13 protein-coding genes and 1 rRNA gene are annotated in these 16251 nt (G+C 73.8%); 6 read left to right on the top strand and 8 right to left on the bottom strand.

What is annotated here, in order from left to right; translation table 11 throughout:
• Window positions 1–41: 41 nt before the first annotated feature.
• Entirely contained in the window at window positions 42–1256 is a 1215-nt protein-coding gene (locus E0D90_RS03480; protein ID WP_103501365.1) for a winged helix-turn-helix domain-containing protein, read from the top strand.
• A gap of 39 nt (window positions 1257–1295) precedes the next feature.
• On the opposite strand, the gene E0D90_RS03475 is transcribed toward E0D90_RS03480, so the two are convergent.
• From E0D90_RS03475 to mtnA, 7 genes are all read right to left on the bottom strand, one after another.
• Window positions 1296–2057, bottom strand: a complete 762-nt coding sequence (locus tag E0D90_RS03475; protein WP_103501368.1) for a response regulator — start codon at window positions 2055–2057, stop codon at window positions 1296–1298.
• 185 nt (window positions 2058–2242) lie between these two features.
• The gene (gene hpf / locus E0D90_RS03470; RefSeq protein ID WP_103501366.1) at window positions 2243–2947 is read right to left on the bottom strand and encodes a ribosome hibernation-promoting factor, HPF/YfiA family; all 705 of its coding nucleotides are present in this window, start codon (window positions 2945–2947) and stop codon (window positions 2243–2245) included.
• Window positions 2948–3228: 281 nt separating this feature from the next.
• A complete protein-coding gene (locus tag E0D90_RS03465; protein ID WP_130796549.1) occupies window positions 3229–3972 on the bottom strand; it encodes a ComF family protein in 744 nt (247 codons plus the stop codon).
• Window positions 3973–4106: 134 nt separating this feature from the next.
• Window positions 4107–5885 carry an LpqB family beta-propeller domain-containing protein gene (locus tag E0D90_RS03460; RefSeq protein WP_227869959.1) on the bottom strand — a complete coding sequence of 593 codons (1779 nt, stop codon included), beginning with the start codon at window positions 5883–5885 and terminating at the stop codon, window positions 4107–4109.
• A 118-nt stretch (window positions 5886–6003) separates the two neighbouring features.
• Complete coding sequence (gene mtrB / locus E0D90_RS03455; protein WP_130796547.1) at window positions 6004–7908, bottom strand: MtrAB system histidine kinase MtrB; 1905 nt, start codon at window positions 7906–7908, stop codon at window positions 6004–6006.
• Window position 7909: 1 nt separating this feature from the next.
• The gene (mtrA, locus tag E0D90_RS03450) at window positions 7910–8587 is read right to left on the bottom strand and encodes a two-component system response regulator MtrA (RefSeq protein ID WP_103502072.1); all 678 of its coding nucleotides are present in this window, start codon (window positions 8585–8587) and stop codon (window positions 7910–7912) included.
• Complete coding sequence (gene mtnA / locus E0D90_RS03445) at window positions 8584–9678, bottom strand: S-methyl-5-thioribose-1-phosphate isomerase (protein WP_130796546.1); 1095 nt, start codon at window positions 9676–9678, stop codon at window positions 8584–8586. The genes mtrA and mtnA overlap by 4 nt, the downstream gene beginning before the upstream one ends.
• A 393-nt stretch (window positions 9679–10071) precedes the next feature.
• On the opposite strand from mtnA, the gene E0D90_RS03440 reads away from it, so the two are divergent.
• From E0D90_RS03440 to E0D90_RS03420, 5 genes are read left to right on the top strand one after another with little or no spacing between them, the layout of a single operon-like run.
• Window positions 10072–11301 (top strand): DUF7544 domain-containing protein, encoded by a 1230-nt coding sequence (locus E0D90_RS03440; RefSeq protein ID WP_103503472.1) that lies wholly within the window; start codon window positions 10072–10074, stop codon window positions 11299–11301.
• Between the two features lie 59 nt (window positions 11302–11360).
• A complete protein-coding gene (locus tag E0D90_RS03435; protein WP_103503473.1) occupies window positions 11361–12053 on the top strand; it encodes a DUF4129 domain-containing protein in 693 nt (230 codons plus the stop codon).
• Window positions 12050–13381 (top strand): DUF4350 domain-containing protein, encoded by a 1332-nt coding sequence (locus tag E0D90_RS03430; RefSeq protein ID WP_130796545.1) that lies wholly within the window; start codon window positions 12050–12052, stop codon window positions 13379–13381. Before E0D90_RS03435 ends, E0D90_RS03430 begins: the two co-directional genes overlap by 4 nt.
• Window positions 13378–14355 carry an AAA family ATPase gene (locus tag E0D90_RS03425; protein WP_130796544.1) on the top strand — a complete coding sequence of 326 codons (978 nt, stop codon included), beginning with the start codon at window positions 13378–13380 and terminating at the stop codon, window positions 14353–14355. The genes E0D90_RS03430 and E0D90_RS03425 overlap by 4 nt, the downstream gene beginning before the upstream one ends.
• Before the next feature lie 10 nt (window positions 14356–14365).
• A complete protein-coding gene (locus E0D90_RS03420) occupies window positions 14366–15673 on the top strand; it encodes a DUF58 domain-containing protein (RefSeq protein ID WP_130796543.1) in 1308 nt (435 codons plus the stop codon).
• Window positions 15674–15984: 311 nt separating this feature from the next.
• On the opposite strand, the gene rrf is transcribed toward E0D90_RS03420, so the two are convergent.
• Window positions 15985–16101 (bottom strand): 5S ribosomal RNA (gene rrf, locus E0D90_RS03415).
• Between the last annotated feature and the right edge of the window lie 150 nt (window positions 16102–16251).

The following is a 16251-nucleotide window of genomic DNA, read 5'->3' as shown; positions in this document are numbered from 1 at the left end:
GGCGAAGCGGGGTGTCAGTGCTGCGCCCTACGATCCACCCTATGACTGCCGCACCCCTGGAGCTGACCACGGACGAGGCACGCCGGATCGCGCTGCGTGCACAGGGGCTGCTGGGCGCCCCCGATCGACGCGCCGGGGTCAGGGGGGTACTGCGGCACCTCGGCTCCGTGCAGCTCGACACGATCTCCGTCCTCGCCCGCTCCCACGAGCTGGTCCCCTACGCCCGGCTCGGCCCGGTCGGACGGCAGGCCGTCGAGGACGCCTACTGGTCGGGCGGCACGGCCTTCGAGTACTGGTCGCACGCGGCGTGCGTGCTGCCGATTGAGGAGTGGCCGCTGTTCTCGTTCCGCCGCCGCGAGTGCCGCGCACGGGGCCGTCGCTGGCATCACCTGGAGGACACCGGGCGCAGCCTCGACGCGATCCGCGAGCGGCTGGCCGCCGAGGGGCCGCTCACCGCGACCGAACTGGGCGGCGCGAAGAACGGCGGCCCGTGGTGGGACTGGTCCCAGAGCAAGATCGCAGTGGAGTGGCTGCTCGACACGGGCGAGGTGGTCTGCACCCGGCGCCGGGGATGGAAGCGTGTCTACGACCTCGCCGAGCGGGCGGTCCCGGACGGCCTCTTCCACGACGACCTCGACGACGCGGCCTGTCTGCGGCGGCTGGTCGCCCAGGCCGGAGCGGCGCTGGGCGTCGCCACCCAGGCGGATCTCGCCGACTACCACCGGCTCAAGGCCGCCCAGGTGCAGGCGGCGGTCGCCGACTCCGGGCTGGTCCCGGTGACGGTCGCCGGCTGGCCCGCCGGGGGCGCCCGGCATCGGGCGTGGGCCGACCCGGCGGCGCTCGCCACACCCCCGCGCGGCCGTCACCGCACCACGCTGCTCTCGCCGTTCGACTCCCTCGTCTGGGACCGCGCGCGCACCGAGCGGATCTTCGGGATGGCCCACCGCCTGGAGGCGTACACCCCCGCGCCCAAGCGCCGGTTCGGCTACTTCGCGATGCCGCTGCTGGCCGGCGGCCGGCTGGTCGCGCGGGTCGATCCGGCCCGGGAGGGCGGCACGCTGGTCGCCCGGCGGGTCACGCTGGAGGCGGAGGGAAGCGCCGCGGAACAGGTGCTGCCGGAGGTGGCGGGCGCGCTGTGGGAGGCCGCGGGCTGGGTGGGCTGCACCGAGGTCAGGATCGAGCAGATGGCACCTGCGGCCCTGCGGGAGCCACTGGTGGGCGCCGTGCGTACCGCGCCGGGGGCGCCGGCGGCCTGAGGGCCGGTGTCACCGCCGCCGGTCTCACCGCCGCCGGCGTCAGCCGTTCTCCAGGTCGAGGATCTTCTCCCGCATCGCGTAGACCACGGCCTCCATCCGGGAGTGCAGCTGAAGCTTCTCCAGGATGTTGCGCACGTGGTTCTTCACGGTGTTCTCGCTGATGAACAACACCCGCGCGATGTCACGGTTGTTCTTGCCGGTCGCGACCAGCTTGAGCACCTCCAGCTCCCGGCCGGTCAGCCGGGGCGCCGGGACCAGCCGCTGGTCCTCACCGGTGCGCTGGATCATCGACTTGAACTCGGTGAGCAGCTTCGCCGCCATCGACGGGCTGATCTGGGACTGGCCGTCGGCCACCGCCCGGATCGCCGCGGTCACCTCGTCCGTGGAGATCTCCTTCAGCAGGTAGCCGGTCGCCCCCGCCTTGATGGCGTCATAGAGGTCGGCCTCCTCGTCGCTGATCGTCAGCATGATGATCCGCGCGCTGGGGGCCACTTCCTTGATGGAGGTACATGCCTCGATCCCGCCGCGCCGGGGCATCCGGACATCCATCAGCACGATGTCGGGCAGCAGGTCGGCGGCCTTCTCCACGGCCTCGGCGCCGTCCCCGGCCTCACCGACGACCTCGATGTCCTCCTCCTGCGCGAGGACGATCTCCAGTCCCCGCCGGAACAGTTCGTGGTCGTCGACGACCAGCACCCGGATCGGTTCGCCTGCTCTCTCCGCGGAGGTCGGGGCGCCGTCGTCCTGGAGCGCGCCGCCGTGCGGCACCCGCCCCATCGTCGGTCCGAAGCCCTCGACCATCTGCATTCCCCCTGCACACCTCTCCCACGCCAGCTCACCGTGACCGGCCGGACACGGCCCATGATCCCATGGCGGCGCCCTTGGCCGGATCCATGGATTCGGCCAAGGGCGTCGTCGGTGCGGTGCGATCGCCCGGGGACGGCAGGTCGGTCACCGTCTCCGGGCCGGTCGATCAGTCCGGTTCGTCAGCCGGCGAGCGCGTCTCCGCCGCCGCGCGGCTCGTTGTCCGCGAGCGGGTCCGTCTCCAGGTGGATCACGCCGTAGTCGTAGGCGTGCCGGCGGTACACCACGCTCGGCTGCTTGGTGTCCGACTCCACGAAGAGGTAGAAGTCGTGTCCCACCAGCTCCATTTCGTACAGAGCCTGGTCGAGAGACATCGGTGCGGCGGTGTGGACCTTCTCGCGGACGATCAGCGGGCCCTCGCCGTCGACCTCCAGCGGTCCGGCCTTGGACTGCTCCGTCGCGGTCTCGGTCTCCTCACCGACCGCGCCGTTGGCGACCAGTTCGCCATTGCCGTTGATCACGGCGGCGTCCGGCACCACCTCTCCGACCTCACTGGCCGGGATACGCCGCTTGCCGCGGCGTGAGGTGCGCTTGTCGTGGCCGCGGCGCAGCCGCGTCTCCAGCTTCTCCACCGCGAGGTCGAGCGCGCCGTAGGGGTCTGCCGCCGAGGCCTCGGCCCGGATCACCGGACCGCGGTGCCGCAGCGTGATCTCCACCCTGTCCGACCGGCCCGCCTGCCGCGGGTTGGGCTCCTTGGACACCTCTACGTCGAGACGGATCACCTTGGTGTCGATCTTCTGGATCTTGTCAAGCTTGAGCTTCTCGGCCACGTGCCTCCGGAATCGCTCCGGCACCTCTGTCTTGCGGCCCTTGACGACGATGTCCACGCAGAACTCCGTTCCGGATCGCTCCGCTGACGAGGCGGTGCGCATCCTTTGGTGCACTGTTGCCGAACGGCCCCGACCATGCGGTCCGGTAGCCCTCCGGCGACGTCGGGTTGCGGCTTTCACCTCCTTCTCCCCCGGCGGGGGGATCACAATCCCCCCGCGTGCCGGGCGATGCTCGGATCACCCGGAGCGGTGGCAGAGATCGCTCATTGAGTTGTGGGGGTACGGCTGTTTCGATCCCTTCCCTCGAAAGTACCCCCAACGGTGGACATGCGGCACCCTTACCGACGCGTACCCCCGATCGGGTGACGCAGCGGAGTCGCGATGACGGCTGCGGCGACCACCGGACCGTGCCCGTCCGAGCCTGCGCGCAGCGCCCGGCCGGCTTCCGCCAGGGACGCTCCGGTCGTCAGCAGGTCGTCCACCAGCACCATCGGCGCCGGTGGCCCCGCCCTGCCGGGACCACCGGTGCGGCCGGAGTGCGCCGCCAGGGCGCCGTCGAGGTTGGCGTGACGCTGCGCCCGGTCCAGCCCGACCTGGTCGGCAACGGCACGGCGCTGGCGCAGCAGAGGCGTCATACGCACGGCCCGGCCGGAGGCGCGGAGTTGACCGGCGGCGGCCAGGGTGATCCGCCGCAGCGGATCGTGCCCACGGCGCGCGGTCGCCGCACGGGCGGAGGGGACGGGAACCAGCAGCAGCGGCGTGGACGTCGCCACACCCGGGAGCGGACGAGCCGCCAGCGCCGCGAGGACGGCGGCGGCCAGCACCCGCCCCAGCACCTCGGCGAGCGGCAGCGCGCCGCGTTCCTTGTGCGCGAGCAGCACGGAGCGCAGCGCCCCCGCGTAGCCGCCGCCCGCCCACACCGGCGGCAGCCCCGGAGGGGCTGCGCGCGGCGTCACCCTGCGCGGCCGGAGCTCGGTCAACTCCGCGCCGCACGGCCCGCACAGCGGTCCCCGCCGGCCGCCGCAGCCGGCGCACGCGACCGGGAGCAGCAGCGATGCCAGTTCCTGCCACGCGCCGCGCATGTCCCCACGGTCGCCCGGGCCGGTTCGCGCCGCAACCCCTGTGGATAACTCCCGCGCGCGTCCGCGCACCGCGGCACCTCGCGGCCGCGGCGATCACGTGCGTCCGCGCGGCACGCCCTGCGGTCGGCGCCGGCTCAGCCCGGGTAGGCCGGCGAGGTTCCCTCGGGGCTGACGATGCGCCAGGTGCCGTCCTGGTGCTGGCGGGCGATGCCGTCGCCGGACTGCGCCAGCAGCGGATGCTCCTCCTGCTCCGACGCGGCGACCCCCGTGACCTCACTGGGCCCGGCGACGCTGGTGGCGTTGATCGTGGACCCGTCGGTGTTGACGAAGCTCATCTGCTCGGCGCCACCGGCGGGCCTGCCGACCACCACCAGCCGGCTGCCGCCGGCCCAGGAGACGGCCACCACGTTCTCCAGGTGCGGCGCGACGGGCCGCAGCCCCTCGACCACGACCTGCAGACTGTCGTCGACGAGGGTGCGCTCGATCCGTCCCAGCTGGAGGGTGGTGCGGTCCTCGCCGTCGCGGATCAGCAGAGCGATCCGCACACCGTCGGACGCCACCCGCAGCCCTTCCACACTCCGTCCCTCGCCGAGCCCGGCCACCTCGATGGGTGTGGCGACGCCGGTGCCGCCGGTCATGCGCATCAGCCGGGGCTGGGCCGGGTCGCGGTCGGCGAACCAGAGGTCGCCCAGGCCGTCCCAGCTCGGCGCGGAGAGTCCGGTCCCTTCGCCGGCCGAAGCGCTGGAGTAGACGGGCGCCTCCAGCGGGTCGGAGCCGGAGAGGTCGTCGATGTACAGGGAGGAGCCGTCCTCGGAGACGGCTGCGGCACGTTTGGCGTCGCGGGCCACCGCCACCGAGCGCAGGGCCGCCTCGCCCCGCCCCAGCGGTCCGGCGACCGGGCGCGGGTCCTCGTCGTCCTGCACCACCGTGAGCCGGTTGTCGTCGTCGATGAAGAACTGCCGGTCCTGCTGGCCGATCATCAGACCGGGCGCGTTGTCACGGGCCTCTCCGGCGGTGAGGCCGCAGATCTTTCCGGCGCCGCCGGAGACGCGCACCTCGTTCAGCTCCGCAGTGCCCAGGTCCCGCACCGTGTAGTAGAGCTGCGCCGCCATCCGCGAGCAGGTGTCGCCCCCGAGGCGGGCGGGGAGACCGCTGAGCCGGACCGTGAGGACGCCTTCGTCGTCGATGGACGGCCGCGCGCCGGGCGCCAGCGACACCTCGCCGGGGAACTGGGTCCGGACCACCGGCTCCAGCCACTCGCTGGGCCCGGCCAGCAGCGCCTTGACCGTCTCCCCGACCAGGTCGACGCGGTGCCGCAGGTAGATCGGGTCGGCGACCAGGGTGGCGGCGGCGCGGGGTGCCGCCTCGGCGGCCGTCGAGTGCGCCGCGTAGAAGTAGGTGCTGACCGACCGGTAGATGCGGAGGAAGTCCTGCTCGCCGAGGATCAGCCCGTCGGGCAGCCCCGCGATCCGCCACTCGTCGTCGACGCGCCGCAGCTCGAACTGGGCCCGGAACCGGCGGTTGTCCGGCCGGTAGACATGCTGTTCGTCGACCACGGCGAGCCGTTCGCCGCTGACCTCGAACCGGACCGACTCGCCGTCTGCGGCTATCTCCCCGTCCCGGACGGGCAGCCCGGGGCCGTCGAGCAGCACGGAGGTGCCGTCCATCGGCTGCCAGCTCTTCTCGGCGTCCTCGGTGAGGTACTCGCGGGCCGTACCGAAGTCCGCCTCGTCGCTGGTGATCGCCTCCAGGAAGCCCCGGACGATCTGCTCCGGCTGGGCACCCTCCTGCGGGCTGACCCCGAAGACCCGCACCTGGGAGTCGCCCTCCCCCCGCTGCGCGGAGTCGACCCGCTGCACCTCGCCGCCGCCCGGCATCGAGGCGCAGCCGGCGGCCAGCAGCGCGCTCGCCAACAGGACGGCCCCGCCCCGCCCGGCTCGGCGTATCCGACTACCACCCGGTATCCGCTTCCCGGGGCGCGGCGCACGCCCGGTGCCGCCCGCGGCCCCACGCGCCGCCGTCTCACCGTGATCAGCCGCCATGGCCGGCACCGCCTTCTCCCGGGCGGGGCCCGTCGGTTGTCCGGCCGGGCGCGGAGCCCGCCCGGTGTCCGGCCGCCGCTCCGACTCCACGGTCCTCGTCCGGGACGGCCGGTACGTCCGCCGCCAGTACGTCCGCCGTCGGGGCGTCGGCCACCGCGTCGGGCCCGGCCTCGGGCGCGGCGGGGGTGCGCTCGCTCCCGGAGTCGGCCGGGACCAGCAGGATCGGGGAGGCGCGCAGTGTTCCGCCGATGGTGCGCGGCAGCGTCAGGCGGAACTGGGCGCCCCGCCCTCGCTCGCCCCACGCGTCGAGGGTGCCTCCGTGCAGATGCGCGTCCTCGGCGGAGATCGACAGCCCCAGCCCGGTGCCGCCGGTGGTGCGGGCGCGGGCGGGGTCGGCACGCCAGAAGCGGTTGAAGACCCGCTCGGCCTCCCCGGGGCCCAGACCTATGCCGTAGTCGCGGACCGCGACCGCGACCGCGCCGCTCTCGTCGACCGCCGGTGCCAGCAGCACCACCACGTCGTTGCCCTCACCGTGCTCGATGGCGTTGACGACGAGGTTGCGCAGCACCCGCTCGATGCGCCGGGCGTCGACCTCGGCGACCACCGGCCGCTCGTCACCGCGCACCAGCAGCCGGCCGCCCTTCCGCTCGGCGAGGGGTTCGGCGCCCTCGACGACCCGGCGCACCACGTCCCGCAGGTCGGTGGCCTCCGCCTCCAGCGAGGCGGCGCCCGCGTCGAACCGGCTGATCTCCAGCAGGTCGGCGAGCAGCGACTCGAACCGGTCGAGCTGCCCGATCAGCAGCTCGGCGGAGCGCGCCGTGATCGCGTCGAACTCGTCCTTCGACTCGTGGATGACGTCGGCCGCCATGCGGACCGTGGTGAGCGGGGTGCGCAGCTCGTGGGAGACGTCGGAGACGAACCGGCGCTGCATCCGCGACAGCTCCTCCAGCTGGTGGATCTTGACCTGGAGGTTGCGCGCCATCTTGTTGAAGGACTCGCCCAGCCGGGCGATGTCGTCCTCGCCGCTGACCTTCATCCGCTCCTGGAGCCGTCCGGCGGCGAGCCGTTCCGCGATCCGCGCGGCCATCCGCACCGGCGTCACCACCTGCCGGACGACGAGCCAGGCGATGGCGCCCAGCAGCGCCACCAGGAACACTCCCGCCGTGGCGATGGTGCCCTTGACCAGCGCCAGCGACTTCTCCTCCTGCGTGAACGGGAAGAGGTAGTAGAGCTGGTACTGGTTGCCGTGGTTGTCGTTGAGGCGCTTGCCCACTATCAGCGCGGCCTCGGAACCGCCGTCGGGCCGGACGATCGTCCCGTACTGCCGGTGCGGCACCAGATCGCTGTCGACCGCTGCCCGCAGGTCGGCGGAGATGCTCTCCTCCGGCCTCACGTCCCGGGAGGCGCGCGGGCCGCGCGGCGCGCCCGGGGTGCCCTCGCCGACCGTGCTGGCGGCCTGCTCGGAGGGCAGCGCCACCACCGAGTAGACGCCCTGCCCACCGCTGGCGAGCTGCTGCACCATGCCGGTCAGCCACACCCCGGGGTCGACGACACGGCCGTCGAGGGCGTCCTCGCCCGCACCGGCGGCGTCCGCCGCGACGGCGAAGCCCCCGTCGGCCTGGCTCTGCGCGGTCTGCCGTTTGGCGTCGAGCAGCCCGTTGCGGACCTGCCCGATGACGACCACGCCCAGCACCAGGACCACGGCGATGGACAGCAGCAGCGTGGAGGCGACGACCCGGAGCTGGATGTTGCGCCGCCACAGTCGGGTGACCGGCAGCAGCGGGCCGCGCGCCCAGCGCCCGAAGATGCGTATGGCGGGCTGGGCCCGGCTGCCCGTCGCCCCTTCGGGCAGCAGCCGGGTGGTGCGCCAGTTACGCCCCGGGGTCACCGACACGTCAGCTGAATCCCGCCTTGTAGCCGACGCCGCGCACGGTCACCACGATCTCCGGGCGCTCCGGGTCGCGTTCGATCTTGGAGCGCAGCCGCTGGACGTGCACGTTGACCAGCCGTGTGTCGGCCGCGTGCCGGTAGCCCCAGACCTGTTCCAGCAGCACCTCGCGGGTGAAGACCTGCCACGGCTTGCGCGCGAGCGCCACCAGCAGGTCGAACTCCAGCGGTGTCAGCGAGATCGGCTGCCCGGCGCGCTTGACCGAGTGACCGGCGACGTCGATCACCAGGTCACCGATGGCGAGCTGCTCGGGCGCCGGCTCCTCGGAGCGGCGCAGCCGGGCCCGGATACGGGCCACGAGTTCCTTCGGTTTGAACGGCTTGACGATGTAGTCGTCGGCTCCGGACTCGAGCCCGACCACCACGTCCACCGTGTCGCTCTTGGCCGTCAGCATCACGATCGGGATGCCGGACTCGGCGCGGATCAGCCGGCACACCTCGATGCCGTCCCGCCCGGGAAGCATCAGGTCCAGCAGCACCAGATCCGGCTTGACCTCCCGGAAGGCGGCCAGCGCCTTGTCCCCGTCGGCGACGAACGACGGCTCGAAGCCCTCGCCACGGAGCACGATGCCGAGCATCTCCGCCAGAGCGGTGTCGTCGTCGACGACGAGTACGCGTCCCTTCATGCCTTCATCATCCCATCACCTGTTCGCCACTCGGCCTCACGTGAGCTGTAGCACACTCTCTCAAGGTTCTGCCTGGTCACCGGGGCGGCGACGCCGTGCTCGGTGACCACCGCCGTCACCAGTTCCGGGGGTGTGACGTCGAAGGCCGGGTTGTAGGCCACGGCACCGTCCGGCGTGTGCGCCACACCGGCGAAGCTGGTGACCTCGTGGCCGGGGCGCTGCTCGATGGTGATGCCCGCCCCGTCCCCCGTGCCGGGGTCGACCGTACTCACCGGCGCCACCACGACGAACGGCACCCCGTGGTGGCGGGCCAGTACCGCCAGCGGGTAGCTGCCGACCTTGTTGGCCACCGAGCCGTCCGCGCTGATCCGGTCGGCGCCGATCAGCACCGCGTCGACCCGCCCAGCCGCGAAGAGCGACCCGGCGGCGTTGTCGGCCAGCACGGTGTAGGGCAGTCCCCACCGGCCGGCCTCCCACGCGGTCAGCCGGGCGCCCTGGAGCAGCGGCCTGGTCTCGTCCACCCACAGCCGCTCCAGCCGGCCCGAGCCGTGGACGGCGCGGACCACGGCCAGGGCCGTGCCGTCGCCGCCGGAGACCAGCGCGCCGGTGTTGCAGTGGGTCAGCAGCCGGTGGCCTCCCGCCCGCTCGGGCAGCAGCGACTCCAGCAGTACCCGCCCGTGCTCGGCCATGGCGGTGCTGGCCAGGGCGTCCTCCGCGTGCAGGTCGCGGGCGGCCGCCAGCGCGGCCCCGGCCGCCGGCTCGCCCGCGGGAGCCTCGCGCCAGGCGGCGAGCGCCCGGCGCACGCCGTAACCGAGGTTGACGGCGGTCGGCCGGGCCGCCGCCAGCTGGTCGGCGGCCGACTCCACGTCCGCGCCGCGCGCTGCCGCCAGCGCGACTCCGTACGCCCCCGCGAGCCCCAGCAGCGGCGCGCCCCGCACGGCCAGGGTCCGGATCGCGTCGACCAGTTCCGGCACGTCGCCGCAGCGCAGCGCGGCCTCCTCACGGGGCAACCGGGTCTGGTCCAGCAGCACCACGGCCGGCCCTTCGGGCGGTTCGGCCCAGCGCAGCACCGCTGTCATCTCATCAGCCATCCGCACAGTCTGCCCGGTCCATGCCCCTCCGGTCTGCGGCCGAACGTCCCCGGTGCTCCGCGGAGCGCGTCCGGTCCCCCTCCCGGACCCGTCGCCGAACCGGCCGCGAACCGGCGGGGATCCGACGCCACGGCACCCGGAGCAGGTGTGCGGAGGCCGCCGGGCGGGCAGACGGACGCCGAGGACACCGTTCCGCGTCCGCCGCTCCGGGCCCAGCAGCCCGTACCAGCGCGGCGTGACCGCGGCGGTGATCCGGGGCGCCGCGGGGATGTGGGGCGGTGCGGAGGGGGACACACGGACGCGCGACCGGGCCGTCGGTGCCCACCGTGCCCGAGGTGCCCTGGCCATGACGTGGCACGATGTGTATGCCGGATTCCCGTGAAGGAGCGACGGATGAGCGACCGCTGGACCTCGCCTGGGGGACCTCCTCCCGAGGACGGCCCCGACCGCACCGGTCCGGGCGAACCCACCGACCTGGGCAAGCAGCCCCCGCAGCAGCCCGGTTGGAGTGGCGGCGGTCAGCCCCCGCAGGGCGGATGGAGCAGCCCGCCTCCGGGTTCGGCTCCCGGCCCGCAGCAGAGCTGGAGCGGCGGTCCGCCGCAGGGCTGGAGCGTGCCGCCGCCCGGGCCGCACGGCTGGAACCAGCCGCCGCAAGCGGCCAAGCCCGGGGTGATCCCGCTGCGCCCGCTCGGCGTCGGCGAGATCCTTGACGGCGCGGTCTCCACGGCGCGCGCCCACTGGCGGCCGGTGCTGGCGATCGCCCTGGGCATCGCCGTCATCTCCGAGCTGATCTCGATGCTGGCGATCCGCACCTGGTTCTCCGACACCTCGGGCTTCGCCGCGCTGGAGAACAACCCCGACCCGACCACCGCCGAGCTCCAGGACGCGCTGGCCGACCTCTTCTCGTTCAGCGCCGTCGTCGGCATCGTGCAACTGCTCGGCTCGGTACTGGCCACCGCCATGCTCACCATCGTCGTGAGCCGTGCGGTCCTCGGCCGGGGCGTCTCGGTGGCCGAGGCGTGGGAGGACTCCCGCGGACGCATCCTGCGGCTGCTCGGCCTGGTGCTGATGGTCACGGTCGCCGCGGTCGCGGCGCTGCTCGCCCCGATCCTGCTGACCGTCGCCACCGGAATGGACCTGCTGATCCTCCTCGGTTTCCTGATCGGCATCCCGCTGGCGGTGTGGACCTGGGTCAGCCTGTCGCTGGCCGCGCCCGCGCTGATGCTGGAGCGCCAGGGAGTCTTCGCGGCGATGCGCCGCTCCTGGCGGCTGGTGACCGGCTCGTGGTGGCGGGTCTTCGGCATCCAGCTGCTGATCCTGGTGCTGGTGTTCGTCGTCAGCTCGGTGGTCCAGGTGCCGTCGTCGCTGTTGGCCAGCCTCTTCTCCGACTCCTCCACCGCCACGATGGGGCTCGACACCAGCTGGACCGGGCTGGCCATCGCCGGTGTCGGCTCGGTGCTGGCGGCGGTCGTCACGCTGCCGCTGACCGCGGGCGTGACCGCGCTGCTGTACATGGACCAGCGCATCCGCCGCGAGGCGCTCGACCTGGAACTGGCCCGTGCCGCCGGTCTCGACGACACGGGCTCCGGAACGGGCGCACCGCCCACCGGCCCCGGCTACTGAGGGCGGCGGACGGAGACCGATGACGGCGGAGCGGCGCGGATGACCGGGGCAGTGGACGTATGACGGGCGCAGTGGCCGCGGCACTGACCGCCGCGGACGAACCGCCGGTGGACATCGGCCGCGACCCGGCCCGGGAGGCCGCACGGCGTGAACTCTCCCGGGAGATCTACACCGAGCATCGCCCGGGCATCGCCCGCCGGGCCTTCGACTGGCTGTGGGAGCAGCTCGGCAAGCTGCTGGACGTGGCGCTGAGCCCGCCCGGCGGCTGGGTCGGGCTCCTGATCATCGTCCTGGTGGTGGTCGCCCTGCTGGTGGCGCTGCGGCTACGGCTCGGCACCTTGCGCTCGGCCGCAGGCCCGCGCCGCGCCCCGCTGGACGGCGACGTCGTGCTGAGCGCGGCCGAGCACCGCGCGGCCGCCGACCGGCATGCCGCGGCGGGCCGCTGGCGCGAGGCGGTCCAGGAACGGATGCGCGCCCTGGTCCGGTCGCTGGAGGAACGCACCCTGCTCGACCCCCGTCCCGGACGTACCGCCGACGAGGCGGCGACCGAGGCGGGCGCCGCCCTGCCCGAACTGGCCGGCCGGGTCCGGAGCGCGGCCCGCCTCTTCGACGCCGTCACCTACGGCGGCGCGCCCGCCGGCGAGGACGACCACAGCCGGCTGCGGGAACTCGACGAGACCGTACGCCGCGCCCGCCCCCGCCACCCCGTGGACGGCACCGAGACCGCACCGACGAGCGGAGCCGCCCGGTGACCACCGCTGAGGCCCCCGCGCACGGCGCCGCGGCCGCCCCCTCCTCCACCTCCGACTCCCCGGACGCCCGTGCGCTGTGGCGCGGCGGCCGCGGCCCTCTGATCGGCGTCCTGGTGCTGTTGCTGACCGGGGTGGCGCTGGCCCTGGTCCGCTCCGGCGACGGCGGCACGCTGCACCCGGAGTCCCCCACGCCCGACGGCAGCCTCGCGGTGACCGAACTCCTCGCCGACCAGGGCGTCACCACCACGCTGGTCGGTACGTCGGCCGAGGCGGCCGAGGCCGCCGGGCCGGACTCCACCGTGGTCGTCGCGTTCCCCCAGGCCGTCCCGCCCAGCCGGCTCGCCGCGCTGCACGAGGACGTCATCGCGGCCGGCGGACGGATGGTGCTGGTCTCCCCGGGCCAGGAGGCCCTCGACCGGGTGGCACCGGGAGTGATGGTCGCCGGGGACGACGACAGCCGTGAGCTGGACCCCGACTGCTCCGACGCCACCGCCGAGCGCGCGGGCAGCGCGACCATGGGCGGACGCTACTTCGACATCGCCTCCGGCGGGACCGTCGGCCCGGCCACCGGCTGCTACAGCGAGTACAACCTGCCGACCCTGGTGATCCTCGGCGAAGGCGAAGGCGACGGGACCCCCGACGGCACGACGCTTGACGCCCCGGGCGACACCGTCCTGCTCGGCAACCGGGCCGTCCTGACCAACGACGCGCTGGCCGACCACGGGAACGCCGCACTCGCCCTCGGCCTGCTCGGCACCCGCCCCGATGTCGCCTGGTACCTGCCCAACGGCGAGGAGGCCCCGCCCCCGCAGGACGAACGCGGACTGCTGGAGCTGGCGGGCGACAACTGGCGCTGGGCCGCCGGCCAGCTCGCCGTCGCGGCGCTGATCACCGCGATCTGGCGCATGCGGCGGCTGGGCCCGGTGGTCTCCGAGCGACTGCCGGTACGCGTCCGCGCCGCCGAGACCACCGAGGGGCGGGCGCGGCTGTACCACCGTTCCGGCGCCCGGGACCGCGCCGCCGAAGCGCTGCGGGAGGCGGCCCGCGACCGGCTGGCCCCGCTGGTCGGCACCGGTGCCGGCGCCCCGGTCGAGGAGCTGACGGGTGCGATCGCCGACCGCGCCCGGCTGCCGGTCGCGGAGGTCCACGACGTGCTGGCCGGGCCCGCTCCGGCCGACGACTCCGAACTGGTGGCGCTGGCGGACCGTCTCGACGCCCTGGAACGCCGCATCTCCCCCGCCCCGACCACCGCCGCCACCCGGGCAGCCGGGCAGCGCCCCTCGCCGACCGGCAGCCCGAACGACCGACCCACGAAGGACACCCCGTGACGGAAGACACGACCGGAGCCACGACCGGAAGCCACCGTGCCGCCCTCGAAGCCGTGCGCGGCGAGATCGCCAAGGCCGTCGTCGGCCAGGACTCCGCCGTCACCGGTCTGGTCGTCGCGCTGCTGTGCCGCGGCCATGTGCTGCTCGAAGGCGTCCCGGGAGTCGCCAAGACGCTGCTGGTGCGCGCGCTGGCGGCCTCCCTCGAACTGGACACGAAGCGGGTGCAGTTCACCCCCGACCTGATGCCCAGCGACATCACCGGCTCGCTGGTCTACGACTCCCGCACCTCTCAGTTCTCCTTCCAGGAGGGCCCGGTCTTCACCAACCTGCTGCTGGCGGACGAGATCAACCGGACGCCTCCCAAGACCCAGGCGTCGCTCCTGGAGGCCATGGAGGAGCGCCAGGTGACGGTCGACGGCACCCCTCGGCCGCTCCCGGAGCCGTTCCTGGTCGCCGCCACCCAGAACCCCGTCGAGTACGAGGGCACCTACCCCCTGCCCGAAGCCCAGCTGGACCGGTTCCTGCTGAAGCTCAACCTGCCGGTGCCCGGCCGCGAGCAGGAGATCGACGTGCTCCGCCGCCACGCGGACGGGTTCAGCCCGCGCGACCTGGCCGCGGCGGGCGTCACCCCGGTGGCCGGCGCCACGGAACTGGCCGCCGCACGCGACGCCGTCGCCCGGGTCACGGTCAGCACGGACATCGCCGGCTACATCGTCGACCTCTGCCGCGCCACGCGCGAGTCGCCGTCCCTGGCCATGGGCGCCTCCCCGCGTGGCGCCACCGCGCTGCTCTCCACCGCACGCGCGTGGGCCTGGATCTCCGGCCGGGACTACGTCACCCCGGACGACGTCAAGGCACTGGCGCTGCCTACCCTCCGCCACCGGTTGCGGCTGCGGCCCGAGGCCGAGATGGAGGGGGTGAGCGCGGACAGCGTGCTCACCGGCATCCTGTCCCGCGTCCCCGTTCCGCGCTGACCCGCCGGTCATGGCACTCACCGGACGTACCTCCCTGGTCGCGGCGCTCGGCGCGGCGGTGGCCTGGCTCCTGCCCGGCTGGCCCGGCATCCTGCTCGTGATGGTGCCGCTGCTCGCCGTCGTCCTCGTCGACCTGGCGCTGGCGGCCCCGGTCCGCACGCTCACCTTGAGCCGCGCGGGCGCCGGCTCGGTGCGCCAGGGCGAGGAGGCCCGGGTCGAGCTGACCGTCACCAACACCTCGGGCCGAGCGCTGCGCGGGCGACTGCGTGACGCCTGGCCGCCGAGCAGCTGGCAGCCCGGCACCTCCTACGAGGCCGCCCGGCACCGGTTGGACGTACCCGCCGGTGAGCGCCGACGCGTCGTCACCGTGCTGCGGCCGGTCCGTCGCGGGGAACGCCATGCCGAGAGGGTCACCGTCCGTTCGTACGGCCCGCTGGGTTTCGCCGCCCGCCAGGGCAACCACCGCGTGCCGTGGACGGTCCGGGTGCTGCCGCCGTTCGCCAGCCGCAAGCATCTGCCCGCGAAGCTGGCCCGGCTGCGGGAGCTGGACGGGCGGACGTCCGTCCTGATCCGCGGTGAGGGCACCGAGTTCGACAGCCTGCGCGAGTACATCCCGGGCGACGACGTGCGCTCGATCGACTGGCGCGCCACCGCCCGCCAGTCCGAGGTGACCGTCCGCACCTGGCGCCCGGAACGCGACCGGCATCTGCTGCTGGTGCTGGACACCGGCCGGACCGCGGCCGGCCGGGTCGGCGACACGCCCCGGCTGGACGCGGCGATGGACGCAGCCCTGCTCCTGACCGCGCTCGCCTCACGGGCGGGAGACCGGGTGGACCTGCTGGCCTACGACCGGCGGCCACGCGCCACCGTGCGGGGCCGCAGCGGCCGCGAGGTCCTGCCGTCGGTCGTGCGCGCGCTCACCACGCTGGAGCCCGAGCTGATCGAGACCGACACCCGCGGCATGGCCGCAGCCGCTCTGGCGGCGGCGCCACGTCGCTCACTGATCGTTCTCTTCACCAGCCTCGACAGCGGACCGCTGGAGGAGGGCCTGCTGCCGGTCCTCCCGCGGCTGACGCATCGCCACAACGTGGTGGTGGCAGCCGTCTCGGACCCGCGTATCGAGGAGATGGCGGCCACCCGCGGCACCGTCACGGGCGTCTACGAGGCGGCGGCCGGCGCCCGGTACGCGGCCGAGCGCCGCCAGACGGCGGCCCGGCTCCGCAAGCTCGGCGTGACGGTGGTCGACGCACCGCCGGAGAAGCTGCCGCCGGCGCTGGCCGACGCCTACCTCGCCCTCAAGGCCGCAGGCCGACTCTGAGCCGTTCTGCTCTCCCGGGGCGAGCCGACGGAGCAGGCTCTCCGCCTCGCCCCCGAGACGGAACGCGGAGAGCGCCGGTGGTTCCCTCACGGTGTGCCTGGTCTGCTTCAGTACTCCCAGGGCTCCGCTCACCTGCTCCAGGCGCAGGCGGGGGCGGGGGCAACGAGGCGGGAACGGCCGCTCTGCCACTCCGGGGCCCATGACAGTCTGCGGGGCTGCGGGTAGTTGATAGCGGTAGCCGCGTCAGAAACTTCCGGAAACGCAGAAAGGGCCCTACCGACATAAGCCGGTAAGGCCCTCTCCAACAAGTAGTTCGGCGGCGACCTACTCTCCCACACGGTCCCCCGTGCAGTACCATCGGCGCTGAAAGGCTTAGCTTCCGGGTTCGGAATGTAACCGGGCGTTTCCCTAACGCAATGACCACCGAAACACTACGAAACACACTCACCGATCCACCCCCCAAAAAACAGGGGCAGAAACATGGTTGTGGTTTCAGAACCAACACAGTGGACGCAAGCAACTATGGACAAGCCCTCGGCCTATTAGTACCAGTCAACTCCACCCATTACTGGGCTTCC

The organism is Streptomyces otsuchiensis, assembly GCF_004305975.1.
In the GTDB taxonomy this organism is placed as follows: Bacteria; Actinomycetota; Actinomycetes; order Streptomycetales; family Streptomycetaceae; genus Streptomyces; species Streptomyces otsuchiensis.
Note: the sequence above shows the minus strand (reverse complement) of the source record. Positions and strands in the feature narration are given on the sequence as shown.

Bases quoted from the DNA above. Each gene is read 5' to 3' on its own strand.
- E0D90_RS03420 (WP_130796543.1), top strand. From the start codon at position 14,366: ATGGCACTCACCGGACGTACCTCCCTGGTCGCGGCGCTCGGCGCGGCG.
- E0D90_RS03435 (WP_103503473.1), top strand. From the start codon at position 11,361: ATGACGGGCGCAGTGGCCGCGGCACTGACCGCCGCGGACGAACCGCCG.
- E0D90_RS03480 (WP_103501365.1), top strand. From the start codon at position 42: ATGACTGCCGCACCCCTGGAGCTGACCACGGACGAGGCACGCCGGATC.
- E0D90_RS03465 (WP_130796549.1), bottom strand. From the start codon at position 3,972: ATGCGCGGCGCGTGGCAGGAACTGGCATCGCTGCTGCTCCCGGTCGCG.
- E0D90_RS03440 (WP_103503472.1), top strand. From the start codon at position 10,072: ATGAGCGACCGCTGGACCTCGCCTGGGGGACCTCCTCCCGAGGACGGC.
- mtnA (WP_130796546.1), bottom strand. From the start codon at position 9,678: ATGGCTGATGAGATGACAGCGGTGCTGCGCTGGGCCGAACCGCCCGAA.
- E0D90_RS03475 (WP_103501368.1), bottom strand. From the start codon at position 2,057: ATGGTCGAGGGCTTCGGACCGACGATGGGGCGGGTGCCGCACGGCGGC.
- mtrA (WP_103502072.1), bottom strand. From the start codon at position 8,587: ATGAAGGGACGCGTACTCGTCGTCGACGACGACACCGCTCTGGCGGAG.